Below are 24,833 nucleotides of genomic sequence, written 5' to 3' on the forward strand. Positions count from 1 at the left end.
ATCTGCCCACGGATCGGTCGTCCGCGGGTGTCGCCCCCCTCGTCCCCGCACGTTCCGACGCGCCCGTCCTGCCCCATGCGCGGAAGAATGGGTTTATGAGCCAGTCCAATGCCCAGGCAGAAGCCCAGCACGCACAGCCCTCGGTGGGGTCCATAGCGGCGCACCGGCCGCACACGGTCTCCCCCTCGACGGTGTCCGACCTGGAACCCGACATCGACGCCGACCTCGACGCGTACGACGAGAACGGCGCCGAACTGCCGCAGGGCAGGTTCCTCGACCGGGAACGCAGCTGGCTCGCGTTCAACGAACGGGTCCTGGAGCTGGCGGAGGACCCGAACACCCCGCTCCTGGAGCGGGCCAACTTCCTGGCCATCTTCGCCAGCAACCTGGACGAGTTCTTCATGGTCCGGGTGGCCGGCCTGAAGCGGCGCATCGCGACCGGCGTCGCGACCCGCTCCGCCTCCGGCCTCCAGCCCCGCGAGGTGCTGGAGATGATCTGGGCGCGCTCGCGCGAACTGATGGCCCGGCACGCCGCCGCGTACCACGAGGACGTCGCCCCCGCGCTCGCGGAGGAGGGCATCCACCTGGTCCGCTGGGCGGAGCTGACGGAGAAGGAACAGGCCCGCCTGTTCACCCTGTTCCGGCACCAGATCTTCCCGGTCCTCACCCCATTGGCGGTCGACCCGGCACATCCTTTCCCGTACATCTCCGGCCTCTCCCTGAACCTCGCGGTCGTCGTGCGCAACCCGGTCAGCGGGCACAAGCACTTCGCGCGCGTGAAGGTGCCCCCGCTGCTGTCGCGGTTCCTGGAGAGCGCGCCCGGCCGGTACGTCCCGATCGAGGACGTCATCGGCGCGCACCTGGAGGAGCTGTTCCCGGGGATGGAGGTGCTGGAGCACCACGCCTTCCGCCTCACCCGCAACGAGGACCTGGAGGTCGAGGAGGACGACGCGGAGAACCTCCTCCAGGCGCTGGAGAAGGAGCTCATGCGGCGCCGCTTCGGCCCCCCGGTGCGCCTGGAGGTCGAGGAGTCCATCGACCGGGAGGTCCTGGACCTGCTGGTGCGCGAGCTGAAGATCTCCGAGGCGGAGGTCTATCCGCTGCCGGGCCCGCTCGACCTGACCGGCCTGTTCCGCATCCACGGCCTGGACCGGCCCGAGCTGAAGTACCGCAAGTTCATCGCGGGCACGCACCGCGACCTCGCCGAGGTCGAGTCGTCGTCCGCGCCGGACATCTTCGCGGCGCTGCGCGAGCGGGACGTCCTGCTGCACCACCCGTACGACAGCTTCTCGACGTCGGTGCAGGCGTTCGTCGAGCAGGCCGCGGAGGACCCGGACGTCCTCGCGATCAAGCAGACGCTGTACCGGACGTCCGGTGACTCGCCGATCGTCAACGCGCTGATCGACGCCGCCGAGTCCGGCAAGCAGGTGCTGGTCCTCGTCGAGATCAAGGCCCGGTTCGACGAGCACGCGAACATCAAGTGGGCGAAGAAGCTGGAGGAGGCCGGCTGCCACGTCGTCTACGGCCTCGTCGGGCTGAAGACGCACTGCAAGCTGTCGCTGGTCGTCCGCCAGGAGGGCGACACGCTGCGCCGCTACAGCCACGTCGGCACCGGCAACTACCACCCGAAGACGGCCCGGCTGTACGAGGACCTCGGGCTGCTGACGGCCGATCCGCAGGTCGGCGCGGACCTCTCCGACCTGTTCAACCGGCTCTCCGGGTACTCCCGCCGCGAGACGTACCGCCGGCTGCTGACGGCCCCGAAGTCGCTGCGGGACGGGCTGGTCTCCCGCATAGACAAGGAGACGCAGCACCACCGCGCGGGGCGTCCGGCGCACGTCAAGATCAAGGTCAACTCGATGGTCGACGAGGCGATCATCGACGCGCTGTACCGGGCGTCGCAGGCGGGCGTCCCGGTCGACGTGTGGGTCCGGGGCATCTGCGCGATCCGTCCCGGCGTACCCGGTCTCTCGGAGAACGTCCGGGTCCGCTCGATCCTCGGCCGGTTCCTGGAGCACTCCCGGGTCTTCGCCTTCGGCAACGGCGGCGAGCCCGAGGTGTGGTTCGGCAGCGCCGACATGATGCACCGCAACCTGGACCGCCGTATCGAGGCCCTCGTCCGGGTCACCGACCCCGGTCACCGCGCCGCCCTGAACCGCATGCTGGAGACCGGCATGTCCGACACGACCGCCTCCTGGCACCTCGGCCCCGACGGCGAGTGGACCCGGCACGCCACCGACGCCGACGGCCAGCCCCTGCGCAACATCCAGGAGATGTTCATAGACGCCCGGAGGCGCCGGCGTGGCACAGCGACACCATGACGACCTGACCGGCCGGGCCCCCGCCGGGGCCTCGGCCGCGGTCCGGAACGCCACCACCGGGAACACGTACGACGCCCTCGCCCAGGGCACCGACAGTGCCGTGGCCCGGGGTGACCGGGGGAGGAGTGACGTGGTGACCGGGGGACCGTCCGACGGCAGGGGGGAGCGCCCGCCGCTCACAAGCCCGCCGCTCACAAGCCAGGCACCCACCGGCCCTGCACCCACCGGCCCCGCACTCACCGGCCCGGCACTCGCGGACCCGGCAGCCCCCACCGCCCCGGCGCTCGCAGGCGCGGGCGCGCGCGCCACCACGACCGGCGACCTCCTCGCCGCGTACCTCCGCTCCCAGGCCACCGAGTTCCTCCGGGCGCTGCGCCTGCACCGCGAGACCGGTGCGGGCGCCGCCCCGGTGGACGACTCACCGGACGCCGCCCGCGCCCTGCGCCGCTCCGCGCGGCGGATCAGCGGCAGCCTCCACACGTTCCGCCCCCTCCTGGACCCCGACTGGGCGGAACAGATCCGCCCCGAACTGGCCTGGCTCTCCGGCACCCTCGCCCTGGAACACTCCTGCGAGGCCCGCCTGGAACGCCTCCTCCTCGCCCTCCACCGCCTCTCGGGCGCCCCCGCCCTCCCGGAACAGCCGGCACGCGCCCGGACGGGTACGACGCCCCCGGGCGCCGCCGAGACGTCCGGCACCGGTCACCCGGGCCCGGCCGACACCCTCCCGGCCGCCGCGCCCGGCCGAACCGCCCCCACGGCCGCCACCGCGGCCACCCCCGCCACCGCCCCCGAACGCGGCACCCTCACCGTGGGCGCCGCCAAGGCCGGCGCCCTCCTGGACCGCCAGCTCACCCTCGCCCGCACCCGCGCGCACAGCACCGCCCTCCAGGCCCTCGGGTCGAGCCGCTTCCACGCGGTCGCCGACAAGATCGCTTTACTGGCCAGCGAGGTCCCGCTGACCCCGGCGGCCCCGGCCACCCCCCTGGCCCCCCTGGCAGGCGCGGCGGAGGAGCGCCTGACAGCGGCGATCGCGGGCCTCCCGCTGCTCACGGCCGGCCACCCCTACAACGCGGAGGCCCTGATCCACGGCCTCTCCCCGGACCCGGCCCCGCACCCCCAGGACACCCCCTGGCACCAGGTCCGCCTGCTGCTGCGCCTGCACCGGTACGCCCTGGAGGTGCTGAACGGCGGCGAGTTCCCGCAGAGCCCCGCGGGCGAGGCGCTGGACCGGCACCGGGACGCCTCGGAGGCCGCCGCGGCGGCGGCCCAGGCGGCCCGCACCCCGAGGATCGCCCCGGCGACGGCGTACGCGCTGGGCGTCCTGCACGCGGACCAGCGGCACGAGGTCGAGGCCGCCCGGTACGCGTTCCAGCAGAGCTGGCAGACGCGGATGCTGACACCGTCGTCGTAGAGGCAGGCGCAGAGGCGCGCGCAGAGGCAAAGGCGGATCGTATGAACAACGAGGACACCATCCAGGCGGCCGGCTGCGTCCTGTGGCGTATCTCGCCGATCGACGAGGCGCTGGAGGTGTGCCTCGTCCATCGCCCGAAGTACGACGACTGGTCGCACCCCAAGGGCAAGCTGAAGCGCGACGAACACCCCCTGGACGGCGCACTGCGCGAGGTCGAGGAGGAGACGGGGTACACGGCGACCCCGGGGGCCCGTCTCCTCACCCTCGCGTACGAGGTGAACGGCCGCCCCAAGGAGGTCCGCTACTGGGCGGCGCGGGCGGCGTCCGGCGCGTTCGCTCCCAACGACGAGGTGGACCGCATTCTGTGGCTCTCCCCGACCGCGGCCAGGAACCGCCTCACCCATCCGAGGGACCGCGACCTCGTGGACGCGCTGCTGACCGCGACCGGACGCTCCACCGTGTCTCAGACGTAAGCGTTCCGTGACCTAACCACACCGCCTTCAGGGGTTCACCCGCCGTTCATATGAGCCCATCGGCGCCTTCACCTGATCTGCTTAATTTCGGCCTTACACGGCACGGAACGCGGCACGACGGACGTTCTCGGGCCACAAGTCTTCGCCCCGCACGCCGCCGGATTCAGGACGGCGGCTCCTGGAAGGATCTCCCTCAAGTGAAGCTTCAGCGCAAGAACCGGCGAGTTCTCGCTCTCGGCGCCCTCGCCGTCTCCGGCGCCCTGGCCCTCACGGCGTGCGGTTCCGACGACACGGGCGACAAGGCCAGCGACAACAGCAGCTCCTCGGCCGCCACGTCGAACAGCTCGGTCAAGTGTGACGACGCCAAGGGCCAGCTCCTCGCCGACGGCTCCTCCGCGCAGAAGAACGCGATCGACGCGTGGGTGAAGAACTTCACGCAGGCGTGCTCCGGTGTTCAGGTCAACTACAAGGGCTCCGGCTCCGGCGCGGGCATCACCGCGTTCAACCAGGGCACGGTCGCCTTCGCCGGCTCGGACTCCGCGCTGAAGCCCGACGAGGTCACCGCCTCCAAGAAGATCTGCTCCGGCGGCCAGGGCATCGACCTCCCGATGGTGGCCGGCCCGATCGCCGTCGCCTACAACCTCTCCGGCGTCTCCGACCTGGTGCTCGACGCTCCCACGATCGCGAAGATCTTCAAGGGCGACATCTCCAACTGGAACGACGCGGCGATCGCCAAGCTGAACCCGAGCGCCAAGCTCCCCGACCTGAAGATCCAGGCGTACCACCGCTCGGACGAGTCGGGTACGACGGACAACTTCACCAAGTACCTCAAGGCCGCCGCCCCGACCGACTGGACGTTCTCCGGCGGCAAGGCGTGGCAGGCGAAGGGCGGCCAGTCCGCCCAGGGTTCCTCCGGTGTCGCGCAGGGCGTCAAGCAGACCAACGGCGCCATCGGCTACATGGAGCTGTCGTACGCCAAGGACGGCCTGAACGCGGTCGCCATCAACACCGGCGCGGCCACCCCGGTCAAGGCGTCCTCGGACGGCGCGACGAAGGCCGTCGCCGCGGCCCAGGTCGTCGGCACCGGCTCCGACCTGTCGCTGAAGCTCGACTACACCACCAAGGCCGAGGGCGCGTACCCGATCACCCTGGTGACGTACGAGATCGTCTGCGACAAGGGCAACAAGGCCGACAGCCTGCCCGCCACGAAGGCGTTCCTGCGCTACATCGCCTCCACCGACGGCCAGGGTGTCCTGTCGGGCATCGACTACGCGCCGATCCCCGACGCGATCATCACGAAGGTCCGCTCCACCATCGAGGGCCTGAGCTGATCTGACGGCACGGCCCGGGGAGCGCGACGCTCCCCGGGCCGTGCCATCCGGTGCACCGCCGCCCGGGGCCCACCGGCTCCCGCAGACCGGAGAACCCAGACATGGACACGACACAGATAACCGACGCACCTCCCCCCACGGCACCCGCGCCCGTGATCAAGAAGAAGAGCACGGGCCGCCTCGGCGACAAGGTCTTCCTCGGCCTCTCGCGCGGCTCCGGCATCTTCCTGCTGGTCATCATGGCCGCGATCGCGGTCTTCCTGACGTACCGCGCGGTCCTCGCGATCAGCAAGGACGACGGCAACTTCCTCACCACCTTCGAGTGGAACACGAGCCTCGTCCCGCCGAAGTTCGGCATCGCCGTCCTCGCGTTCGGCACGATCGTCTCGTCGCTGATCGCGATGCTCATCGCCGTCCCGATCGCCGTCTCGATCGCGCTGTTCCTCACCCACTACGCCCCCCGCCGGCTGCGCGGCCCGATCGCCTACGTGATCGACCTGCTCGCCGCGGTGCCGTCCATCGTGTACGGCCTGTGGGGCGCCCTGGTCCTCGTACCGCACATGAACGGCCTGTTCGGCTGGCTGAACGACTACTTCAGCTGGACCGGCCTCTTCGCGTGGGACGAGGGTCCGGCCCGCTCGCTGCTCACCGTCTCGATCCTGCTGGCGATCATGATCCTGCCGATCATCACGAACGTCAGCCGTGAGGTCTTCCGCCAGGTCCCGCAGATGCACGAGGAGGCGGCGCTCGCCCTCGGCGCGACGCGCTGGGAGGTCATCCGCATGGCCGTCCTGCCGTTCGGCCGCTCCGGTGTGATCTCCGCGTCGATGCTCGGCCTCGGCCGCGCGCTCGGCGAGACGATGGCCGTCGCGACGGTCCTCTCCCCCGACTTCGACATCCACGCCAGCCTCCTCAACCCCGGCGGCGGCACCTTCGCCCAGAACATCGCCAGCAAGTTCAGCGAGGCGAACGACTTCGGCCGCGACGCCCTGATCGCCTCCGGTCTCGTGCTGTTCGTCATCACGCTGCTGGTCAACGGCGCGGCCCGGCTGATCATCGCCCGCCGCAAGGAGTACTCGGGGGCCAACGCATGAGCACCGCGACCGTCAAGAGCACCCTGCGCGGGGCCAGCCTGCCGAAGTGGACCCCCTGGGCGATCGCCGCCGGCTCCGTCGCGCTCGGTCTGCTGGTCAGCACCGTCGCCGGACTCGACAGCAGCATCCAGTGGGCCCTGATGGCGGGCGTCTTCTTCGTCGTCGGAACCTACGGCATCGCCGCGAAGATCGAGGGACCCCGGCAGGCCAAGGACCGGGTCGCGACCAGCTTCGTCTGGGTCGCCTTCCTGCTCGCGCTGATCCCGCTCGCCTCCCTGGTGTGGGCGACCGTCCAGCGCGGCGTCAAGGTCCTCGACTTCTACTTCCTCTCCCACTCCATGGGGATCGTCGCCGACTCCGAGGTCGGCGGCGGCATCTACCACGCGATCATCGGGAGCCTCGAACAGGTCGGCCTCGCGACCGCGATCGGCGCCCCGGTCGGGGTGCTCACCGCGATCTACCTGGTGGAGTACGGCCGCGGCGCGCTCGCCAAGACCGTCACCTTCTTCGTCGACGTCATGACGGGCATCCCGTCGATCGTCGCGGGCCTGTTCATCCTCAGCCTCATGCTGATCTTCGACATGCAGCCGTTCGGCTTCGCCGGCTCGCTGGCCCTCGCGATCCTCATGATGCCGGTGGTGGTCCGCTCCACGGAGGAGATGCTCAAGCTCGTCCCGAACGAGCTGCGCGAGGCGTCGTTGGCGCTCGGCATCCCGAAGTGGCGGACGATCCTGAAGGTCGTCCTCCCCACCGCGATCGGCGGCATCACGACCGGCGTCATGCTCTCCATCGCGCGTATCGCCGGTGAGACCGCACCCGTCCTGCTGCTGGTGTTCGGCAACCCGTTCATCAACAACAACCCCTTCGAGGGTGCGCAGGAGTCGCTGCCGCTGTACATCTACAAGCAGTACTCCCAGAGCGCCGGTTCCGAGGCGGCGTACGACCGTGCCTGGGCCGCCTCTCTGACGCTGATCGCGTTCGTGATGATCCTCAACCTGGTGGCGCGCGGCATCGCCCGCTGGAAGGCGCCGAAGTCCGGTCGCTGACGCGGCCTCCTAGTCAGCGACTGTCTGGAAGTGAAGTAGATATGTCCAAGCGAATCGACGTAAGCGGACTGACCGCCTACTACGGCTCCCACAAGGCCATCGAGGACATCTCGATGACCGTGGAGCCCCGCACGGTGACCGCGTTCATCGGCCCCTCCGGCTGCGGCAAGTCGACGTTCCTGCGCACCCTGAACCGGATGCACGAGGTGACGTCCGGCGGCCGGGTCGAGGGCAAGGTCCTCCTGGACTCCGAGGACCTGTACGGCCCCGGCATCGACCCGGTGTCGGTGCGCCGTGAGGTCGGCATGGTGTTCCAGCGCCCCAACCCGTTCCCCACGATGTCCATCTTCGACAACGTCGCCGCGGGCCTGCGCCTGAACGGCAGCTTCAAGAAGAGCGAGCTCGCGGACGTCGTCGAGAAGTCCCTCAAGGGCGCGAACCTCTGGAACGAGGTCAAGGACCGCCTGAACAAGCCGGGTTCCGGCCTCTCGGGTGGTCAGCAGCAGCGCCTGTGCATCGCCCGCGCGATCGCGGTCGAGCCGAAGGTCCTCCTGATGGACGAGCCCTGCTCGGCCCTGGACCCCATCTCCACCCTCGCCATCGAGGACCTGATCGGCGAGCTGAAGGAACAGTTCACGATCGTCATCGTGACGCACAACATGCAGCAGGCCGCCCGCGTCTCCGACCGCACGGCCTTCTTCAACCTCGCCGCCGTCGGCCAGCCCGGCAAGCTGATCGAGATCGACGACACGGAGCGCATCTTCTCCAACCCGTCCGTCCAGGCCACCGAGGACTACATCTCCGGCCGCTTCGGCTAAGCCCCCCCGATCCCCTCGCGGTGCTGCATGGCGGTGCCACCGCGAGGCCGTAAAAGGGCCCGCCTCCTGCTCCCAGGAGGCGGGCCCACGCGCGTCCGGGGCCAGTCCTTAGATCCCCTGCGGATACGAGAAGAACCTCGTCGGGTCGTACTGCTGCTTCACCTTCGCCAGTTTCGGGGCCGCGTCGCCGTAGTACGCCTTGCGCCAGTTCGTGAGGGTGGGGTCGGTGTAGTTCTGGTAGGCGGCGCCGGAGGCGTAGGGCTGCATGGCCTTGTGGGCGGTGTTCAGCCAGGACTGGGCGGCGGTGCCCGGGGTGCCGGACTTCCAGGAGGCGATGTACTGGGCGAGGAAGCGGGAGCGGCGGTGGACGAAGGCCGTGGCCGTGGGGGAGACGCGGTTGACGGCGCCGCCGAGGGCGGTGAGGGCGATGCTGCCGGCGCCGCCCTGGACCGTACGCATCTGCTTCAGGAGTGCCTGGATGCCGGCCTCGGAGAGGGACCTGTCGTAGAAGTCGGAGCGGGCCGTGTACGTCTCGCGGCTCAGCTTGCCGCCGGGGGTGCGGTTGGGGAGGGTGCCGGGGAGGTGGCAGCTCGCGGCCTTGGCGTAGGAGGAGCAGCCCGCGTACACCTCCATCGCCTCCGCGTAGGAACGGCGGCGCAGGGAGACGGACCTGGGGGCGCCCGCCTTCGCGGCGAGGCGGTCCACCGCGTTCTGGAGCTCGTTGTACGTGCCCAGGGAGAACGCGGCCATCGAGAGGGTCGGGGTGCCGCCCGGGGAGTTCGAGAAGCTCAGCGCCGACCAGATCTCGTCGGGCTGCGACGGACCCCACTCCTGCCAGGCCCGCAGCACGGCCGCCGCCTTCGCCCACGGCCAGGTCAGGTAGCCGGAGACGGCCTGGGGAGCGGCGTGCGTCTTGAACTGGAGTTCCGTGACGACGCCGAAGTTGCCGTTGCCCGCGCCGCGCAGCGCCCAGAACAGGTCGGGGTTCTGCTTCGCGTTCGCCGTGAGCAGCTTGCCGTCGGCGGTCATGACCGTCGCCTGCGTGAGACTGTCGCAGGTCAGGCCGTACGCGCGGGAGACGACGCCGTGCCCGCCGCCGAGAACGAGGCCGGAGACGCCGACGGAGGGGCAGGAGCCCGCCGGGATCGTCACGCCCTTCGCGGTGAGCGTGCGGTAGACGTCGATCAGCTTGGCGCCGGCGCCGACCACGGCCGTGCCGCCGCCGACCCTGATGGTCTTCAGCTTGGAGACGTCGACGACGAGGCGGCCGTCGCCCGAGGACCAGCCCGCGTAGGAGTGGCCGCCGTTGCGGATGGCGACCTTGAGCTTCTGGGCGCGGGCGAACGCCAGCGTCGTACGGATGTCGTCGGTGTTCGCGACGTACGCCACGGCCGTCGGCTTCAGATTGTCGAAGCGGGTGTTGTAGAGCTGGCGGGCGGCTGCCCACTCGGCTTCGCCGGGGCGGACGAGGAGGCCGTCGAGGCCGGCGGCGAGGGCCTTCCAGTCGGTGGGGGCGGAGGCGAGGGAGGTGGCGGCGAAGCCGCCGGAGCCGGCGGGGGTGGGGCTGCCGCCGGTCAGGGTCGACTTGCAGCCGGCGGTCGCGGCCGTCGCGGTGAGTGCCGCCGCGCCGCCGATGAACATGCGCCGTTCCATGGTCTTTCCGCCCTCCGTCGCGGCTCTTCGCCGTGTCTGTCTGCCGAACGAGACGAGTTTCCGGAACAGAGGGTTCCCGCGCGGCGCGGCGCGGACGGGGCGGGGACGGGGGCGGGGCCCTGGTGTCTCAGCCCTTCGCGTGGTTCTCCGCATCCGTACGGGCCAGGCTTCTCGCGCGTCTCGCCGGGCCGCGCCAGCCGCAGGTGCAGCGGGCGAAGCAGAAGCGGCCCTGCTCGACGGTGGTGGCGAGATGTTCGCCGGAGGGGGTGGGGGTGCCGTCCGGATGCGTCACGTACTCCACGGTACTCAGGGCCGGTAAAGGGTTCTTCAGGGGCGGGTCAGGGGCGGGTGGGCGTGACGGTGGTACTTGCCGGTCGTTGAACCGGGGGACGAGGGGGCCCGCGAGCTGGGGGTTGGCAGGATGCAGTACAGGCGGGGCGGTGCGGTGGCCGTCGCGGGGCTGGTGGCCGGGGTGGTGGCCGGGGCCTCCGGGTGTGTGAGCAGCGGGGCGGCGGCGGAGGACGCGGCCTCGGGGGATGTGGTGGGGAGGCTGCACCGGGCCGCGGACACGCTGTTCGCGGCGGGGAGTTCGCGGGCGCAGACGTCGATGGAGATGGCGACGGGCGGGACGCGGGTGACGATCCGGGGGGAGGGGGTGTACGACTACCGGCGGCAGCTCGGGGAGTTGCGGGTGGTGCTGCCGCAGGACCCGACGGGGGTCAGCGAGCACCGTCCGATCACCGAACTGCTCGCGCCCGGGGCGTTGTTCATGAAGAACCGGGGGGCCGGGGTGCCTGCGGACAAATGGGTGCGGGTGGACACGGCGACGCTGGCGGACGGGAATCTCGTCACCGGCGGTGCCACCGATCCGTTCGCCGCGGCGGAGCTGTTGCGGGGGGTGCAGGAGGCGTCGTACGTCGGGCGGGAGGAGGTCGCCGGGGTGGCCGTGCACCACTACCGGGGCATCGCCGATCTCGCGCTCGCCGCCCGCGGGGCCACCGCCGGGAACCGCGCCTCCCTCGCCGCCGCGGCCGAGGGCTTCGCCACCGCGCGGGTCCCCTTCGACGTCTACCTCGACGACCAGGCCCGCATCCGCAAACTCCGCCACCGCTTCAGCTTCGTCAACAGCGGACGGGCGGGCGTGGTGGCCGTGGCGTCGACGGTCCTGCTGTACGACTTCGGCGCACCGGTCGTCGTACGGCTGCCGGAGTCCCGGGACATCTACGCGGGGCGGATCGCGGAGTGAGGGGGGCGAGGAGGGCGGTGCCGGTGGGTGGGGCGGGTGGGGGAGAACTAGCCCTTCCGTGCCATGCGCCGTGTGTGGGGGGCTGCCTACTCTAGGAAGCCGGTCGTAGGGATGGGGTGATGCGCGTGGCTTCGGGCGGTGGGACGGCGGTGCAGGACCACGTGGCCCTGGCCGAGATCGAGCTGTGCGGCGAGCTGATGATCGCGGCGTCCGCGGCGGACGGGGAGCGGCTCAGCCTGGACTTCATCGACGAGGTGCTGAGGGTCGTACGCGTGGTGGAGCAGCGGGACGGGGGCGCGGGGCGCTGACGGTCGTACCGCACCCGGCGTCCCCGCCCCGCCGCCCCTCCCTCACGTGCGCAGCATCCTCCCGATCGCCTTCGTCGCCTCCTCCACCTTCGCGTTGATCTCGTCGCCCCCCTTGAGGGCCGCGTCGGCGACGCAGTGGCGGAGGTGTTCTTCGAGGAGCTGGAGGGCGAAGGACTGGAGGGCCTTGGTGGAGGCGGAGACCTGGGTGAGTATGTCGATGCAGTAGACGTCCTCGTCGACCATGCGCTGGAGGCCGCGGATCTGGCCCTCGATCCGGCGCAGCCGCTTGAGGTGCTCGTCCTTCTGCTTGTGGTACCCGTGCGTCGCGTGTTCGGCGGCTTCCGGCGACGGCTTCTCGGAGGGCGCCGGTGTTTTCTCGGCCTCTGTGGTCGTCATCGCGTCCTCCGGTTCGTCTCGTATACCCCTAGTGGGTATATCGTAACCAAGTTTGCTGGGTATAGGGCCCTTGGTCCCACCCCGTGCTGGTCACTCTGCCTGATGGGCGACACTGGGGGACGGCCCCTTAGCCCTGACCGGATGATGCGCTTAGCATCAGCCTGACCGAAACCGATGCATCTAGAGGACCCCACGTGCGCTTTCGTCTGACCCCCAGGGAGACGAGCTTCTACGACATGTTCGCCGCGTCCGCGGACAACATTGTCACGGGCTCGAAACTCCTGATGGAACTGCTCGGGGCGGACACCGCCGGCCGGGCCGAGATCGCAGAGCGCATGCGGGCCGCGGAACACGCCGGTGACGATGCGACACACGCGATCTTCCACCAGCTGAACTCCTCGTTCATCACGCCCTTCGACCGCGAGGACATCTACGCCCTCGCGTCCTCCCTCGACGACATCATGGACTTCATGGAGGAGGCCGTCGACCTCGTCGTCCTCTACAACGTCGAGGAACTCCCCAAGGGCGTCGAGCAGCAGATCGAGGTGCTGGCGAGAGCGGCGGAGCTCACCGCCGAGGCGATGCCGAACCTGCGGACGATGGAGAACCTCACGGAGTACTGGATCGAGGTCAACCGGCTGGAGAACCAGGCCGACCAGATCCACCGCAAGCTCCTCGCGCACCTCTTCAACGGGAAGTACGACGCGATCGAGGTGCTCAAGCTGAAGCAGATCGTCGACGTCCTCGAAGAGGCCGCCGACGCGTTCGAGCACGTGGCGAACACGGTGGAGACCATCGCCGTCAAGGAGTCCTGAACCCCCTCATGGACACCTTCGCCCTGGTCGTGACCATCCTGGTCGCGCTCTTCTTCACGTACACCAACGGCTTCCACGACTCCGCCAACGCGATCGCCACCTCCGTCTCCACCCGGGCGCTCACCCCTCGTGCCGCGCTCGCCATGGCCGCCGTGATGAACCTCGCGGGGGCCTTTCTCGGGTCCGGGGTCGCCAAGACCGTCAGCGAGGGGCTGATCCAGACGCCCGAGGGCTCGAAGGGGATGGGCATCCTCTTCGCCGCGCTCGTCGGCGCGATCACCTGGAACCTCGTCACCTGGTACTTCGGGCTGCCGTCGTCGTCCTCGCACGCGTTGTTCGGCGGGATGGTCGGGGCCGCGCTGGCGGGCGGGACGACCGTCTACTGGCACGGCGTGCTGGAGAAGATCGTCATCCCGATGTTCGTGTCGCCGGTCGTCGGGCTCGTCGTCGGCTATCTCGTCATGACCGCGATCATGTGGCTCTTCCGGCGGGCCAACCCGCACAAGGCCAAGCGCGGTTTCCGCATCGCCCAGACCGTCTCGGCCGCCGGGATGGCCCTCGGCCACGGCCTCCAGGACGCGCAGAAGACGATGGGCATCGTCGTGATGGCGCTCGTCATCGCCGACGTCGAGGACTACGGCGACCCGATCCCCGTCTGGGTCAAGATCGTCTGCGCGGTCATGCTGTCGCTCGGGACGTACGCGGGCGGCTGGCGCATCATGCGCACGCTCGGCCGCAAGATCATCGAACTCGACCCGCCGCAGGGGTTCGCCGCCGAGACCACCGGCGCGTCGATCATGTTCACGACCGCGTTTCTCTTCAAGGCGCCCATCTCCACCACCCACGTCATCACCTCCGCCATCATGGGCGTCGGCGCGACCAAGCGGATCAACGCCGTGCGGTGGGGGGTCGCCAAGAACATCATCCTCGGCTGGTTCATCACCATGCCGGCCGCGGCGGCGGTCGCCGCGGTCGTGTACTGGATCGTGAGACTGGCGTTCCTGTAGTACGGACCCGTGTGGGGGCCGGGTCCGGACTACGGGGTCGCGGGGAACGTACGGGGTGGAGTGGTCGGTGGGCACACAGCGGTGTAACAGGGGGACGACGGTCCCGGGGCCGACGTCCGGACGGGACCGGACGCCGACCGGGCGGGGTGGCCTCAGTGGCCGGTGGCGACGATGAGCACGCAGTCGGGGCAGGCGTGGCGGACGGGCCCCGGACCGAACCCCCGGAGCTCCACGGCCGCGCGGCTCCATCGTCCGCAGCGACAGCAGACGGCCCAGAGCGAGCCCGGCGGGTCGGAGATCAGGGCCTCCCGGTTCACGCGCTGGCCCTGAAGTCGGCCGCGCCGAAGGGGGCGCCGTCGTAGGTGTACGGATAGTCGACGCCGAGCGTCGCGTAGGCCGCCGCCCTCCTGCGTTCCCCCTGGAGTTCCCGCAAGGCGTCCTCCTCCGCCTGGCGACGGAAGATCTCGGCGGCCTCCTCCTTCGTGGGCCCGGTCCAGGGACGTGACCACGGGCTGACGTACGGCTCCGGCGGGACCGGGAGCGCTGCGGCGGGGTGCTTGCGGCGCCTGCCGGTGGCGGGGAGGGCGAGGGAGAGCAGGGTGCGGAGGCACGCCGAAATGGCGCGCGCGATAGAGTGGCGCACGGCGACAGGTCCTTCCAGGGAGTATGTCGTCACGGCCCCATCAGCGGAGTGTTCGCGCACTCCGAGTCCTGGTGGGGCCACTTTTTTGTTGTGTTGCGGGCACGCTAGCACCAACATCGGCGCCGACGCACCGAGTTGCAGCAAACTCCCTGTATCCCGACAGGAGTTGTCGGGTATTCGGGCGGGAAACCTAGCGAGGCGCGACGGCGAGACCGATCAACGTGCCGATGTGGCCCGCCTGGGGAGCGTCGTGAACACGCACCGACACCTCGTCAAAACCTGCCTCCCGCAGGAGACTTCGCCACACGGCCGGGGTGTGGCTGTATCGGTAGGTGTAGGTCGCCGGTCCCGCGAACCCCCCCTTGTACATGCCCTGCGGGCCGTACGCCCCAGGAATGGCGGGCGGCTGCGAGAACACGAACCGGCCTCCGGGGGCGAGCCGCTGCTTCACCAACGGGAACAGTCGCCGCGGATCACTGAACCAGGCGGCACCGAAGATCGAGTACACGGCGTCGTAGGTACGGGTGTCTTCGGCGAGGAAGTCGAGGACCTCGGCGCAGACGAACTCGACCCCGAGGGGGCCCCAGCGTTCGGTGGTGCGGGCGACCATGACCGGGGACATGTCCACCCCACGCGCCTTCACCCCCCGCTGCGCGAGGAACGCCAGCGCCCGTCCCGTACCGCAGCCGATCTCCAGCACGCTCTCCGGTTCACCGAGGAGCTCCGGTCCCGGGCCGTGTCCCTGGTACTGCGTCCACCGGAACACGGGGTCCGACTCGAAGACGTCCTTCTTCGTCGACTCGGCGTATGCGTTCCAGACGGCGCGTTCGTCGTCGTAGTTGTGTTCGGCGGCAGGCAACGGGGTTCCCTCGAGCATGAGTTGAACGGTAGTGCGCCGCCCCTGCGGAGGAGCGGCGCACGCTGTCACGTGGGATCAGTGACTGTCGGGCACCTTGTCATCGCACGGACCGCAGGCGGCTGCGTCGACCTCCCACAGTTCCGAGTCGACCTCGAAGCCGTTGGCGCCGACTCTGCGGCGGAGGCGGCGCCTTCGGCAGCTCCTCGGCTGCAAGCCTTCCTGCATGACCAACAGGCTCACGGAGCCGCCCTGGTGAAGGACGGGCGGCTCGCCTTCACGCGTCTCCGCGAGACCGAAGAGGCCCTGTCGAGGGCGGACAACAGGCGGGACGCGATCGGCGGGTACGACCGGGCGGCGTACGAGTTCCACGTATCGAGCGTTCTCTACGCCCTGGGAGACGTACCCGGTTGCATCGAGGCCATGAAGGCGTCCAACCGTGCCCGCCTCCCGTTGGAGAAGCAGGGCAACGCCCACGCGAACGGCCTGCTGGCCCAGCGACAACTTGAAGTAGGTCATCTCGAAGCCGCCTGCGCCACCTGGGACGCCTTCCTCGACGACTACGCCACACTGTCCTCGGCAACACGCGAGCGCGCGAACTGAACCAACGGGCACGGGAGTCGGCTCGGCAGAAGGCTGCTGCCTAGACCGTTTCACCAAGGGGCTCGACCGGGACGGCGGCGCCGAGTGCCGTGCTCTGCAACGCCGTGACGCGTTCGATGACGACCCCCAACAGCACAGCCGCCACACACATGAGCCCCGAGGCCGCCACGAGGACCGTCATCGACCCCGGAGCCACCCGGCCGCCGACCGTCAGCACCGCCGCATGCCCGACCCAGGCGCCCCACCACAGGTTCACCAGCGCCGTCTCCCGCCGCTGCCCCCACGCCGGGGAACTCGCCCGCCCGATACCGAGGACGAACCCGCGCGGCACGAAGAAGTGGACCCCCGGTACGAACCAGGCACCGATCGTCCAGACCCGGCCGGGGAGGGAGGCGCCGGGTGACAGAGCTTGGGCGTTGTGCCGGGACCGGGCGAGCCACACGAGGAACAGCACGACCGCGAGGGTCATGAGGTAGACGAAGACTATGGAGGCGAACCCCGAGTCGTGCCGGGACGCGTCCGTGGGGTGGAGATGGCGATTCCGGACGGCCACCTCGCGGAACACGTCCGCGACGGCGGCCACGAGTATCGCGGCCTGCGCGAAACGAGCGAGGGTGCGGGGGGCTCTGTGGGCGGCGGCGGTCGTCATCGTCATCGTCTCCGGACTGTCCGAGCGGCGTGGGTGGCCGCAGCGGACGCCGGGGCGGAGCGATCCTAAGCGCGGATCGCCGTACAGGCGTACGACTTTCGGGCCGCCGCCCGAAGAGGCACGCCCCACCCGTACCCCGCCCGAAGAGACACGCCCCGCCCGCACCCCGCCGACAGAGGCACGCCCAGCCCGCACCCCGCCCTCAACACCCCGGCCCGCCCCTCACACCGCCCTCGGCATCCTCACGCCGCCAGATCCCGCTCCCCCGCGCCGACGGCCCCGCTCCGCGCCCCCGGTACGAACGCGACCCGGGCCGCCCGGCTCCGGACCAGCCACCCCACGCGGGGCGAGCGCTCGACGGACTTCAGGACGGGGGTCAGGAGGGCGGAGGCCAACGGGGAGAGGAGGAGGGCGACGGCCGTGCCGAGGGCGAAGCCGCCGATGACGTCCGTCGGGTAGTGGACGCCCATGTAGATCCGGCAGACCCCGCCGAGGAACCCCAGCACCAGCCCCCACACCCCGAACCGGCGATCGGCGACGAACAGCGCGACACCCATCGCCATCATGATGGTCGCGTGGTCGCTCACGAAGGAGTAGTCCGTCTTGCCGGAGACGAGGACCTCAAGCCCCTGATGGTCGTTGAACGGCCGGGGCCGCTCCACGAACCCCCGGATCGGCACGTTGATCAGCTCGGCGACCCCGGCCGCGAGCGGCGCCCAGACGAGCGCGGCGACGGACGACGCCGCCTCCTCCGCGGACGCGGCCCGGCGCCGTACCGTCCACCAGCACCACACGATGAGCAGGATCATCCCGAACAACAGCCCGTATTCACCGACGAATCCGACGATCCGGTCGAACCAGTGCGGCGCGTCCTTGGCGAGGCCATTGATGTCGTAGAGCAGGTCGACATCGAGGTTCGATCCGGAATCGGCGAGTCCAGCCATGGTGCTGCGGCTCCTTCGTCGTGGGCGTTCTCGAACAGGAACGCACGGCCCCGCCACGAGCGTTCCTGTCTCCACTGAATGATCACCGAGACGTTATCCAAGGGAGACGCGTCATCTCGGCCCAGGGTCGATTCAGGGTCGATTCAGGGCCGCTTCAAGGAATTATCGCCCGTTTTCAGACAGTGGTCGGCAGCGCTTTCGCGCCATCCGCCGTCACCCGGGTCGCTCCGAAGTAGTCGGGGGTGTCGATCGGGTCGAACCGGATCACCGCGCCGGTGCGCGGCGCGTCGATCATGTACCCGCCGCCGACGTAGATCCCGACGTGCCGGATGGCCCGCGAGTTCGTGAGGTCGTCGGAGAAGAACACCAGGTCACCGGGGAGGAGTTCGGCCCGCGTGGGGTGCGGTCCCGCGTTGTACTGGTCGTTCGCGACCCGCGGCAGCTCGATGCCGACGCTTTCGTACGCCGCCTTCGTCAGCCCCGAGCAGTCGAACCGCCCGCCGTCCGCGGCGGTGCCGTTCCCGCCCCACAGATAAGGCGTGCCGAGTTTCTTCTGCGCGTAATAGATCGCCCCCGCGGCCTGTTCCGACGGAGAGACCCGCCCGACCGGCGCCGCGAAACTCTCTTCGAGAGTCGTGATGGTCTTCACGTAATTCTGGGTCTCTTTGTACGGCGGCACTCCCCCGTACTTGATGACCGCGTACGCGCCGGCGTTGTAGGCGGCGAGCATGTTGTGCGTGGGATCGCCCGGAACGTCCTTCACGTACTTCGCGAGTTCGCAGTCGTACGCGGCGGCGGACGGAATGGCGTCGGCGGGGTCCCAGACGTCCTTCCTGCCGTCACCGTTCCCGTCGACCCCGTGGGTCGCCCAGGTGCCGGGGATGAATTGCGCTATTCCCTGCGCGGCGGCGGCGCTCTGCGCCCGGGGGTTGAATCCGCTCTCCTGGTAGAGCTGTGCGGCGAGCAGCGCGGGGTTGATGGCGGAACACATGTTCCCCCACTTCTGCACGAGCGCGGAGTACGCCGCCGGCACGGACCCCTTGGCGAGCGCCTTGCTGCCGCCGCCGACCCCGTTGGCCATGTTCCCGGCGACCAGGTAGACACCGACGACGAGCACCATGACGAACGCGAGACCGGCCCCGGCGACCACGGTCACCCAGATCCACGCCTTACGCACCGTCAACCGCCCCTCGCCGGCCGGGAGTCACCGCGCGTCAGTCTACGGCCCGACCTCGCCGCGTACGGGTAAGTTCGCCCCGGTCGGACACTGTCCATCGCGAGGGCGTTCTAATCCCCGGCGCCGCAGGGGTCGTCGGCTTCGTGCGGGGTGCCGCAGCGGCGGCAGCGGACGTCGGTGACGGGTGGGGCGCCTTCGGGTCCGGCCGGGCCGGCCTTGCTCCAGGAACTGCCGGGTACGCGGCGGGGAAGAGGGATGCGGGGGGTGGTCGTACGAAGGTGGGGGGTGGGGGACACGACCTTCTCTATCCAGCGTTCAGAACACGCGATACGACAGACGATCGTACGCCGCGCCCTCCCCCAGCCGTCGGCGTCCCTCGGCCGTCCTCAGCCGCCGGCGTCCCGGTACAGCTCGGCGGCCTCCTTGCCGAGGACGACGCTGTACGACACGTCGTCCGTGTCCCCGCCCTGCTCGTGCCCGCCGAGGACGCCGACGACCTCGTGGTGGCCGTTCACCCAGGGGCTGCCGCTGGTTCCCGCGCTGAAGCTGGGGCAGTCGATCCGCTGCTGTGTGCCGCTGTGGACGGACGGCCGGTTGGTGCAGGTGATCGACCGGTCGGAGGTGTCCGGGTACCCCGTGACGGTCACCGGCGAGGCCCCGGTGGTCGTCCCCGTGGCGAACAGGTTGGCGCCGACGACGTCCTGGATGTTCTTGTGCGCGGCGTTGGGGGCGAGCGTGGCGAACGCGAGGTCGCTGTCCTCGCTCTGCTCCTTGGACCACCCGTCGGGCAGGAAGTTCTTCTGCACCTTCCACACCCCGTACGGCGCTTTCCCGTCCCGGTACCCGGGCACGAACACCACCCCGGACCCGTCATCACCCCCGAGACAGTGCGCGGCGGTCACGATCAGGTTCCGCCCCTCGCTCTGCACCACGGACGCCGTGCAGAAGTGCGCCCCGGCCAGCTTCCCCGCGTCATCGGCGTCGAACAGCGCCCCCACCCGCGCGGCAGCCGCCGCCCCCGACGCCACCACCGTCACCCCCAGCGGCCCCGCTCCGTCATCAGCGACAGCCGCCGACGCCAGGACACAACTCCCTGCCATCAACACCGTCGCGCCCAACAGCGCGAACCTTCGGTTGCCCTGGGGGCGGGTGCGGTTCATCGGGGCCCACTCTGGACCATCAAGGTGAGAAAAACATCAACCCGGCCTGTGGAACGGCTGACACTCGGGATGGCTGTGACGCCGGACACACTCGAACATCGTCACCCGATCGGTCGACGCACACCGGGCGGAGGCGACACCCACCATCGCCTCACCGCACCCCCACCCCCGCAGGAAACCCCACCCCGGTCAGCTCCTCGGACAGCGTCCACAGCCGCCGAGCCGCCTCGACATCGCTCGCCGCCTCCGTCCGCCCCACCAGAGTCGGCGCCCCCCGCATCTCCCCGAACCCGTCGGGTCCGACGTAGCTCGCGCCGGGGAGGTCCTGGGTGGCGGCGTAGAGCGTGGGAAGTGCGCCCGCCCGGTCGGACTGGGCGAAGAGCCGGTTGCCGACGGCCATGAACCAGCGGACGGCGGCCTTGTCGTGGTGGCTCTGGAGGTTCGTCGCGGACCACCCGGGGTGCGCGGCGAGGGCGCGGACGGAGGAGCCGGACGCGGTGAGCCGGCGCTGGAGCTCCAGCGTGAAGAGGAGGTTCGCCAGCTTGGACTGGGCGTAGGCGCGGACGGGGGTGTAGCGGGAGGCCAGGTCGACGTCGTCGAAGTGGATACGGCCGCCCCGGTGCGCACCGGAGGAGAGGGTGACGACGCGGTCCTCGACGTACGGCAGGAGGAGGTTGGTCAGCGCGAAGTGGCCCAGGTGGTTCGTACCGAACTGCGTCTCGAACCCGTCCGCCGTACGGCCCTGCGGGACCATCATGACGCCGGCGTTGTTGATGAGGACGTGCAGCGGGCGTTCCTCCCAGGCCCGCGCGAACTCGCGGACCGACCCGAGGTCGGCGAGGTCGAGGCGGCGTACCTCGACGTCGCCGTTGACCTGCGCGGCGGCGGCCTGGCCGCGCTGTACGTCGCGTACGGCGAAGACGACGCCCGCGCCGGCGCCGGCCAGCGCGCGGGCCGCGGTGAGGCCGATGCCGCTGTTGGCGCCGGTGATGACGACGGTACGGCCGGTCAGCGCCGGCAACCGGTCCACGTTCCACTTGCTCTGCTTGGAGTCAGCCATGTCCCCAATGTAGACGCCGACAACAATGATGGCAACGACAACATGAGGGGGGTGTCGCGCTACGATTCCGGCATGTCCGCGAGCCGCCCCTATCACCACGGAGACCTCCGCTCCACGCTCCTCGCCAGCGCCGAGCGCACGCTCCGCGAGAAGGGGGCCGCCGCGCTCTCCCTGCGCGAGCTGGCCCGCTCGGCCGGCGTGAGCCACGCCGCTCCCGGCCGCCACTTCAAGGACAAACAGGCGCTCCTCGACGCGCTCGCGCTGAACGGCTACGCGCGCCTGAACGAGGCGATGGAATCCGCGGACGACGCCACGCTCCCCCTGGAACCCCGCCTGACCTCTCTGGCCCGCGCGTACCTCACCTTCGCCATCCAGCACCCCGAGCTCCTGGAGCTCATGTACTCCCGCAAACACGACCCCGCCTCCGCCGCCCAGCTCTCCGACGAGGTCGACCGCTCCCTCTCCACCTTCCTCCGCCTCATCACCGACGCGAAGTCCCAAGGCGAACTGATCAACACCGACCTCGACAGCATCATGCTCCTCACCGCCGCCTCCCTCCACGGCCTCGCAGCCCTAGTAGCAGCAGGCGCCTACCCCGCCGACGAAGTCCTCACCACCCTGGACACCCACGTCCACCTGCTACTGGACGGCTTGAGACCGAGGTAGGGGACGGAAAGAGGAACGAGGAACAGGAAAACCAGCCGAACCCAACCACCCACACCAAGCCCTCACCCCTCTCCCCGACCCGCACCACGTCCTTCAGGGGCGCAGGGCTGCACCTGATCCACGGCTCCGCCGCACCAGCGCGACCACCCACACGGAACCCGCACCACGCCCTTCAGGGGCGCGGGACTGCACCTGATCCACGGCCCCGCCACACGGCCACGACCACGACCACGACCACGACCACCGAACCCGCAGGGATTCCCCGACCGCAACCCAGTCTTTTAGGGGCGCGGGGAACTGCGCGACCAGCCCCCACCACCCGCACCCGCCCCCCTCCCTGCACCCCCTCCCCCGAACCCCCACCCGAACCACGAACCCACAATGCACCCGTCCCCCACCAAATCCCCCACGGCCTCGAAGAACTCCCCCCGCAGCACCTCGACGAACCGCTCGTAAGCCTCACCCCCCACGGCCCCACCCCCGATCACACACGCGAACACCCCACCGGGCACCAGCACCCGCCCCACCTCCGCGACGACCCTGTCCGCATCGGCCATGAGCATGAACGCCATATGGGACACGACTGCGTCGAACGCCCCGTCGGCATACGGCAGTTCCTGCGCCCGCCCCACCTCCGCGTCGAACCCCCGCCCCCGCGCCACAGCCACCGCCTCCGGTGACAGATCGATCCCGGCGAGCCGGCGCCCGGGGCGCGCGAGGTGGGTCAGGAGCACCCCGTCCCCGCAGCCCAGATCGAGGACGCGGGCGCACCCGGAGACCCGGTCCCGCAGCAGCTCGTAGCTGGAGCGCCCGTCGGGAGAACGGCCGTGCGAGAACGCCTCCCCCGTCACCCCGGGCCGCCCGGCGTGAAAGTCCCTCAGAAACGCTTCCTGCACGTCACCGGCCCCACTCATCCCGCCGCCCCTCCCGTAACACCCACGTTTCCCCGGTCAAGCCCCCACCATCGCACGGCCATTCCCGCACCATGCCCGGGCAATCCCCGAACCCCGTTCAGTAACGCGGAAGTCAGGATTCCGCCGCCCGTCTTGTTTGTCGCGTACCCAACAAGCCACAGTCGTCGCCGGGCCGCCGCCCACACCCCCCACAGCTTCACCCGCACCGCCCCTGAACACCCCACTTCCAGGAGGCAGTACCTTGCGTACGACCGACAACACCCCCGCCATATCCGGCAGATGGCGCCGCATGGGCGGCGCGGCCTTCGGCACCGCGGCCCTCGTCCTCGCCGGCCTCGGCACGGCGGCCCACGCCGACGCGGCGACCGCGAACACCCCCGTCACCTGGACGGCGACCCCCTGTTCCACCCCCAAGCACGCCGGCGACCTCACCTGCAACTCCTTCCGCGTGACGGGCGGCGTCACCGCGTTCTCGAAGGAGAAGGCGGCCAAGTCCCACAAGAACGCCGCGGTCACCCCGAAGGCCGCCAGCGCCTCCCCCACCGGCTTCGGCCCGAGCGACCTCCAGGACGCCTACGGCCTCACCAGCGCGGCGGCGAGCAACGGCTCCGGCGAGACCATCGCGATCGTCGACGCCTACGACGACCCCAACGCCGAGGCCGACCTCGCCAAGTACCGCTCGAACTACGGCCTCAGCGCCTGCACGACGAGCAACGGCTGCTTCAAGAAGGTCTCCCAGACCGGCTCGACCTCCTCGCTGCCGACCGCCGACAGCGGCTGGGCCGAGGAGATCTCCCTCGACCTCGACATGGCCTCCGCGATCGCCCCGAACGCCAACATCCTCCTGGTCGAGGCCAGTTCCTCCAGCATGGCCAACCTCGGCAAGGCCGTGAACGAGGCCGTCGCCCTCGGCGCCAAGTTCGTCTCCAACAGCTACGGCGGCTCCGAGTCGTCCAGCGACACCACGTACGACACCTCCTACTTCAAGCACCCCGGCGTGGCCATCACCGTCTCCGCCGGTGACGAGGGCTACGGCGCCGAGTACCCGGCCGCGTCGAAGTACGTGACGGCCGTCGGCGGCACCGCGCTCAAGACCTCGTCCAACAGCCGCGGCTGGACCGAGTCCGTGTGGAACACGTCGTCCACCGAGGGCACCGGCTCCGGCTGCTCCTCGTACGACGCCAAGCCCACCTGGCAGACCGACACCGGCTGCTCGAAGCGGACGATCGCCGACACCTCGGCCGTCGCCGACCCGGCCACCGGCGTCGCGGTGTACGACTCCTACGGCGTCACCGCCGGCTGGTACACCTTCGGCGGCACCTCCGCCTCCTCGCCGATCATCGCCGCGGTCTACGCCCTCGCCGGCACCCCCGGCAGCAGCGACTACCCGGCGTCGTACATCTACAACGCGGCCGGCACCTCCGCGCTGAACGACGTCACCAGCGGCTCGAACGGCTCCTGCTCCTCCAGCGCGAGCTACCTGTGCACCGCGACGTCCGGCTACGACGGCCCGACCGGCTGGGGCACCCCCGAGGGTCTGGACGCCTTCACCAGCTGACCCCACATCAACACAGCAGCGGGCCGCGGCGACAAGCCGCGGCCCGTTCGCGTTACGAGCGTGAGACCATCGGGAAAGTGTCTCAACGACAGAGGCGCCGACAGGTTCCGCAGAACCACACCTCAGGTTCCGCGCTCACCTCATTGCCCGGCGTGACCTGCCGTGATACACAGAGTGACGATACGAACCATTCATACGAATCCCACCCGTCAATGCCGCCAAGTCGACATACGACAGCGGCATTGTCGGTGACAATGACTCCCGACCCCTGCGCACGGCAGCGGGCCAAGATCAGAACTACCCACCAGGGGCGGTGACTTACATGCTCTTCGCAGCCGACAAGGGAGACATCAACACCATCATCGGCGGGATCGCTCCGGACTGGGGCCCCTTCGGCAGCCTGGGTACCGAGGCCAAGACGATGATCCAGGTCGTGATGGCGTTCGCGATCCTCATCTGCCTCGGAATCGCCGTCTGGGGTGCTGCGAAGCAACGTATCGGCGCGACCGCCCTCCGGGACACCTTCAGCGCGGAACAAGGCAAGGGCCTCATCATCGCGGGCCTCACCGGAGTCTTCATCATCGGCTCCCTCGGCACGCTGTTCACCATCGTGTACGGCATGGCCGTCTAGCCCCTCCCCCTTCCCTCCCCTCCCGGCTGAGGTTGCGTCCCCCTGATGTCGAG

General features: G+C 70.1%; 26 protein-coding genes. 15 read left to right on the plus strand and 11 right to left on the minus strand.

Features of this window, described 5'->3' with window-relative positions; all coding sequences use genetic code 11:
- Positions 1 to 95 precede the first annotated feature (95 nt).
- The 7 genes from ABZX85_RS47835 (at position 96) to pstB (ending at position 8,494) form a co-directional block, all read left to right on the plus strand.
- Positions 96 to 2,321, plus strand: a complete 2,226-nt coding sequence (locus ABZX85_RS47835) for an RNA degradosome polyphosphate kinase (protein ID WP_355884550.1) — start codon at positions 96 to 98, stop codon at positions 2,319 to 2,321.
- Complete coding sequence (locus ABZX85_RS47840) at positions 2,302 to 3,732, plus strand: CHAD domain-containing protein (RefSeq protein WP_355884551.1); 1,431 nt, start codon at positions 2,302 to 2,304, stop codon at positions 3,730 to 3,732. Before ABZX85_RS47835 ends, ABZX85_RS47840 begins: the two co-directional genes overlap by 20 nt.
- Before the next feature lie 41 nt (positions 3,733 to 3,773).
- Positions 3,774 to 4,205, plus strand: coding sequence for an NUDIX hydrolase (locus ABZX85_RS47845; protein ID WP_355884553.1), 432 nt, complete (start codon positions 3,774 to 3,776; stop codon positions 4,203 to 4,205).
- A 197-nt stretch (positions 4,206 to 4,402) separates the two neighbouring features.
- Complete coding sequence (gene pstS / locus ABZX85_RS47850) at positions 4,403 to 5,536, plus strand: phosphate ABC transporter substrate-binding protein PstS (protein ID WP_355884555.1); 1,134 nt, start codon at positions 4,403 to 4,405, stop codon at positions 5,534 to 5,536.
- A gap of 101 nt (positions 5,537 to 5,637) precedes the next feature.
- The gene (gene pstC / locus ABZX85_RS47855) at positions 5,638 to 6,630 is read left to right on the plus strand and encodes a phosphate ABC transporter permease subunit PstC (RefSeq protein ID WP_355884557.1); all 993 of its coding nucleotides are present in this window, start codon (positions 5,638 to 5,640) and stop codon (positions 6,628 to 6,630) included.
- On the plus strand, positions 6,627 to 7,676 hold the full coding sequence (gene pstA, locus ABZX85_RS47860) for a phosphate ABC transporter permease PstA (protein ID WP_355884559.1): 1,050 nt from the start codon (positions 6,627 to 6,629) through the stop codon (positions 7,674 to 7,676). Before pstC ends, pstA begins: the two co-directional genes overlap by 4 nt.
- 41 nt (positions 7,677 to 7,717) lie before the next feature.
- Positions 7,718 to 8,494, plus strand: a complete 777-nt coding sequence (gene pstB / locus ABZX85_RS47865) for a phosphate ABC transporter ATP-binding protein PstB (protein ID WP_355884561.1) — start codon at positions 7,718 to 7,720, stop codon at positions 8,492 to 8,494.
- Between the two features lie 108 nt (positions 8,495 to 8,602).
- Here pstB and ABZX85_RS47870 read toward each other — a convergent pair whose 3' ends face one another.
- Positions 8,603 to 10,147 carry an FAD-dependent oxidoreductase gene (locus ABZX85_RS47870; protein ID WP_355884563.1) on the minus strand — a complete coding sequence of 515 codons (1,545 nt, stop codon included), beginning with the start codon at positions 10,145 to 10,147 and terminating at the stop codon, positions 8,603 to 8,605.
- Positions 10,148 to 10,274: 127 nt separating this feature from the next.
- Positions 10,275 to 10,439: a hypothetical protein gene (locus tag ABZX85_RS47875; RefSeq protein ID WP_355884565.1), complete on the minus strand. Its 165-nt coding sequence runs from the start codon at positions 10,437 to 10,439 to the stop codon at positions 10,275 to 10,277.
- Positions 10,440 to 10,568: 129 nt separating this feature from the next.
- On the opposite strand from ABZX85_RS47875, the gene ABZX85_RS47880 reads away from it, so the two are divergent.
- Positions 10,569 to 11,393, plus strand: coding sequence for a hypothetical protein (locus ABZX85_RS47880; protein WP_355884567.1), 825 nt, complete (start codon positions 10,569 to 10,571; stop codon positions 11,391 to 11,393).
- Between the two features lie 119 nt (positions 11,394 to 11,512).
- Positions 11,513 to 11,701, plus strand: a complete 189-nt coding sequence (locus tag ABZX85_RS47885) for a hypothetical protein (RefSeq protein ID WP_355884569.1) — start codon at positions 11,513 to 11,515, stop codon at positions 11,699 to 11,701.
- Positions 11,702 to 11,743: 42 nt separating this feature from the next.
- Here ABZX85_RS47885 and ABZX85_RS47890 read toward each other — a convergent pair whose 3' ends face one another.
- Positions 11,744 to 12,097: a metal-sensitive transcriptional regulator gene (locus tag ABZX85_RS47890; protein WP_355884571.1), complete on the minus strand. Its 354-nt coding sequence runs from the start codon at positions 12,095 to 12,097 to the stop codon at positions 11,744 to 11,746.
- 194 nt (positions 12,098 to 12,291) lie between these two features.
- Here ABZX85_RS47890 and ABZX85_RS47895 point away from each other — a divergent pair, with 194 nt between their 5' ends.
- The gene (locus ABZX85_RS47895) at positions 12,292 to 12,912 is read left to right on the plus strand and encodes a DUF47 family protein (RefSeq protein ID WP_355884573.1); all 621 of its coding nucleotides are present in this window, start codon (positions 12,292 to 12,294) and stop codon (positions 12,910 to 12,912) included.
- 8 nt (positions 12,913 to 12,920) lie between these two features.
- Positions 12,921 to 13,919 carry an inorganic phosphate transporter gene (locus ABZX85_RS47900; RefSeq protein ID WP_355884575.1) on the plus strand — a complete coding sequence of 333 codons (999 nt, stop codon included), beginning with the start codon at positions 12,921 to 12,923 and terminating at the stop codon, positions 13,917 to 13,919.
- 313 nt (positions 13,920 to 14,232) lie between these two features.
- Here the strand turns inward: ABZX85_RS47900 and ABZX85_RS47905 are convergent, their stop codons facing one another.
- Together ABZX85_RS47905 and ABZX85_RS47910 are read right to left on the minus strand one after the other, a co-directional pair.
- Entirely contained in the window at positions 14,233 to 14,562 is a 330-nt protein-coding gene (locus tag ABZX85_RS47905) for a hypothetical protein (protein WP_355884576.1), read from the minus strand.
- Positions 14,563 to 14,752: 190 nt separating this feature from the next.
- A complete protein-coding gene (locus ABZX85_RS47910; RefSeq protein ID WP_355884607.1) occupies positions 14,753 to 15,421 on the minus strand; it encodes a methyltransferase domain-containing protein in 669 nt (222 codons plus the stop codon).
- Between the two features lie 252 nt (positions 15,422 to 15,673).
- Between ABZX85_RS47910 and ABZX85_RS47915 the strand changes: the two genes are divergently transcribed.
- Entirely contained in the window at positions 15,674 to 16,021 is a 348-nt protein-coding gene (locus ABZX85_RS47915) for a hypothetical protein (protein ID WP_355884578.1), read from the plus strand.
- A gap of 40 nt (positions 16,022 to 16,061) precedes the next feature.
- Here the strand turns inward: ABZX85_RS47915 and ABZX85_RS47920 are convergent, their stop codons facing one another.
- The 5 genes from ABZX85_RS47920 to ABZX85_RS47940 all read right to left on the minus strand — a co-directional run bounded on the left by ABZX85_RS47920 (position 16,062) and on the right by ABZX85_RS47940 (position 21,011).
- Entirely contained in the window at positions 16,062 to 16,676 is a 615-nt protein-coding gene (locus tag ABZX85_RS47920; RefSeq protein ID WP_355884580.1) for a DUF4328 domain-containing protein, read from the minus strand.
- A gap of 236 nt (positions 16,677 to 16,912) precedes the next feature.
- Entirely contained in the window at positions 16,913 to 17,614 is a 702-nt protein-coding gene (locus ABZX85_RS47925; protein WP_355884582.1) for a phosphatase PAP2 family protein, read from the minus strand.
- A 175-nt stretch (positions 17,615 to 17,789) separates the two neighbouring features.
- Positions 17,790 to 18,797 (minus strand): bifunctional lytic transglycosylase/C40 family peptidase, encoded by a 1,008-nt coding sequence (locus tag ABZX85_RS47930; protein WP_355884583.1) that lies wholly within the window; start codon positions 18,795 to 18,797, stop codon positions 17,790 to 17,792.
- A 380-nt stretch (positions 18,798 to 19,177) separates the two neighbouring features.
- On the minus strand, positions 19,178 to 19,951 hold the full coding sequence (locus ABZX85_RS47935) for a serine protease (protein WP_355884585.1): 774 nt from the start codon (positions 19,949 to 19,951) through the stop codon (positions 19,178 to 19,180).
- A 151-nt stretch (positions 19,952 to 20,102) separates the two neighbouring features.
- Entirely contained in the window at positions 20,103 to 21,011 is a 909-nt protein-coding gene (locus ABZX85_RS47940) for an oxidoreductase (RefSeq protein WP_355884587.1), read from the minus strand.
- Positions 21,012 to 21,083: 72 nt separating this feature from the next.
- Between ABZX85_RS47940 and ABZX85_RS47945 the strand changes: the two genes are divergently transcribed.
- The gene (locus tag ABZX85_RS47945; RefSeq protein ID WP_355884589.1) at positions 21,084 to 21,677 is read left to right on the plus strand and encodes a TetR/AcrR family transcriptional regulator; all 594 of its coding nucleotides are present in this window, start codon (positions 21,084 to 21,086) and stop codon (positions 21,675 to 21,677) included.
- A gap of 281 nt (positions 21,678 to 21,958) precedes the next feature.
- Here the strand turns inward: ABZX85_RS47945 and ABZX85_RS47950 are convergent, their stop codons facing one another.
- The gene (locus tag ABZX85_RS47950; protein WP_355884591.1) at positions 21,959 to 22,591 is read right to left on the minus strand and encodes a class I SAM-dependent methyltransferase; all 633 of its coding nucleotides are present in this window, start codon (positions 22,589 to 22,591) and stop codon (positions 21,959 to 21,961) included.
- Between the two features lie 241 nt (positions 22,592 to 22,832).
- Between ABZX85_RS47950 and ABZX85_RS47955 the strand changes: the two genes are divergently transcribed.
- Positions 22,833 to 24,149, plus strand: coding sequence for a S53 family peptidase (locus tag ABZX85_RS47955; protein ID WP_355884593.1), 1,317 nt, complete (start codon positions 22,833 to 22,835; stop codon positions 24,147 to 24,149).
- A gap of 322 nt (positions 24,150 to 24,471) precedes the next feature.
- On the plus strand, positions 24,472 to 24,780 hold the full coding sequence (locus ABZX85_RS47960) for a hypothetical protein (RefSeq protein WP_010355696.1): 309 nt from the start codon (positions 24,472 to 24,474) through the stop codon (positions 24,778 to 24,780).
- Positions 24,781 to 24,833 lie beyond the last annotated feature (53 nt).

It is taken from the genome of Streptomyces sp. NPDC004539 (assembly GCF_040610055.1).
Classification (GTDB): Bacteria; Actinomycetota; Actinomycetes; order Streptomycetales; family Streptomycetaceae; genus Streptomyces.

Coding starts and splice junctions, on each gene's coding strand:
- ABZX85_RS47960 (WP_010355696.1), top strand. CDS start 24,472: ATGCTCTTCGCAGCCGACAAGGGAGACATCAACACCATCATCGGCGGG.
- ABZX85_RS47835 (WP_355884550.1), top strand. CDS start 96: ATGAGCCAGTCCAATGCCCAGGCAGAAGCCCAGCACGCACAGCCCTCG.
- pstA (WP_355884559.1), top strand. CDS start 6,627: ATGAGCACCGCGACCGTCAAGAGCACCCTGCGCGGGGCCAGCCTGCCG.
- ABZX85_RS47900 (WP_355884575.1), top strand. CDS start 12,921: ATGGACACCTTCGCCCTGGTCGTGACCATCCTGGTCGCGCTCTTCTTC.
- ABZX85_RS47940 (WP_355884587.1), bottom strand. CDS start 21,011: ATGGCTGACTCCAAGCAGAGCAAGTGGAACGTGGACCGGTTGCCGGCG.
- ABZX85_RS47945 (WP_355884589.1), top strand. CDS start 21,084: ATGTCCGCGAGCCGCCCCTATCACCACGGAGACCTCCGCTCCACGCTC.
- ABZX85_RS47880 (WP_355884567.1), top strand. CDS start 10,569: ATGCAGTACAGGCGGGGCGGTGCGGTGGCCGTCGCGGGGCTGGTGGCC.
- ABZX85_RS47920 (WP_355884580.1), bottom strand. CDS start 16,676: ATGACGATGACGACCGCCGCCGCCCACAGAGCCCCCCGCACCCTCGCT.
- pstC (WP_355884557.1), top strand. CDS start 5,638: ATGGACACGACACAGATAACCGACGCACCTCCCCCCACGGCACCCGCG.
- ABZX85_RS47925 (WP_355884582.1), bottom strand. CDS start 17,614: ATGGCTGGACTCGCCGATTCCGGATCGAACCTCGATGTCGACCTGCTC.
- ABZX85_RS47950 (WP_355884591.1), bottom strand. CDS start 22,591: ATGAGTGGGGCCGGTGACGTGCAGGAAGCGTTTCTGAGGGACTTTCAC.
- ABZX85_RS47935 (WP_355884585.1), bottom strand. CDS start 19,951: ATGAACCGCACCCGCCCCCAGGGCAACCGAAGGTTCGCGCTGTTGGGC.
- ABZX85_RS47885 (WP_355884569.1), top strand. CDS start 11,513: ATGCGCGTGGCTTCGGGCGGTGGGACGGCGGTGCAGGACCACGTGGCC.
- pstB (WP_355884561.1), top strand. CDS start 7,718: ATGTCCAAGCGAATCGACGTAAGCGGACTGACCGCCTACTACGGCTCC.
- ABZX85_RS47845 (WP_355884553.1), top strand. CDS start 3,774: ATGAACAACGAGGACACCATCCAGGCGGCCGGCTGCGTCCTGTGGCGT.
- ABZX85_RS47890 (WP_355884571.1), bottom strand. CDS start 12,097: ATGACGACCACAGAGGCCGAGAAAACACCGGCGCCCTCCGAGAAGCCG.
- ABZX85_RS47870 (WP_355884563.1), bottom strand. CDS start 10,147: ATGGAACGGCGCATGTTCATCGGCGGCGCGGCGGCACTCACCGCGACG.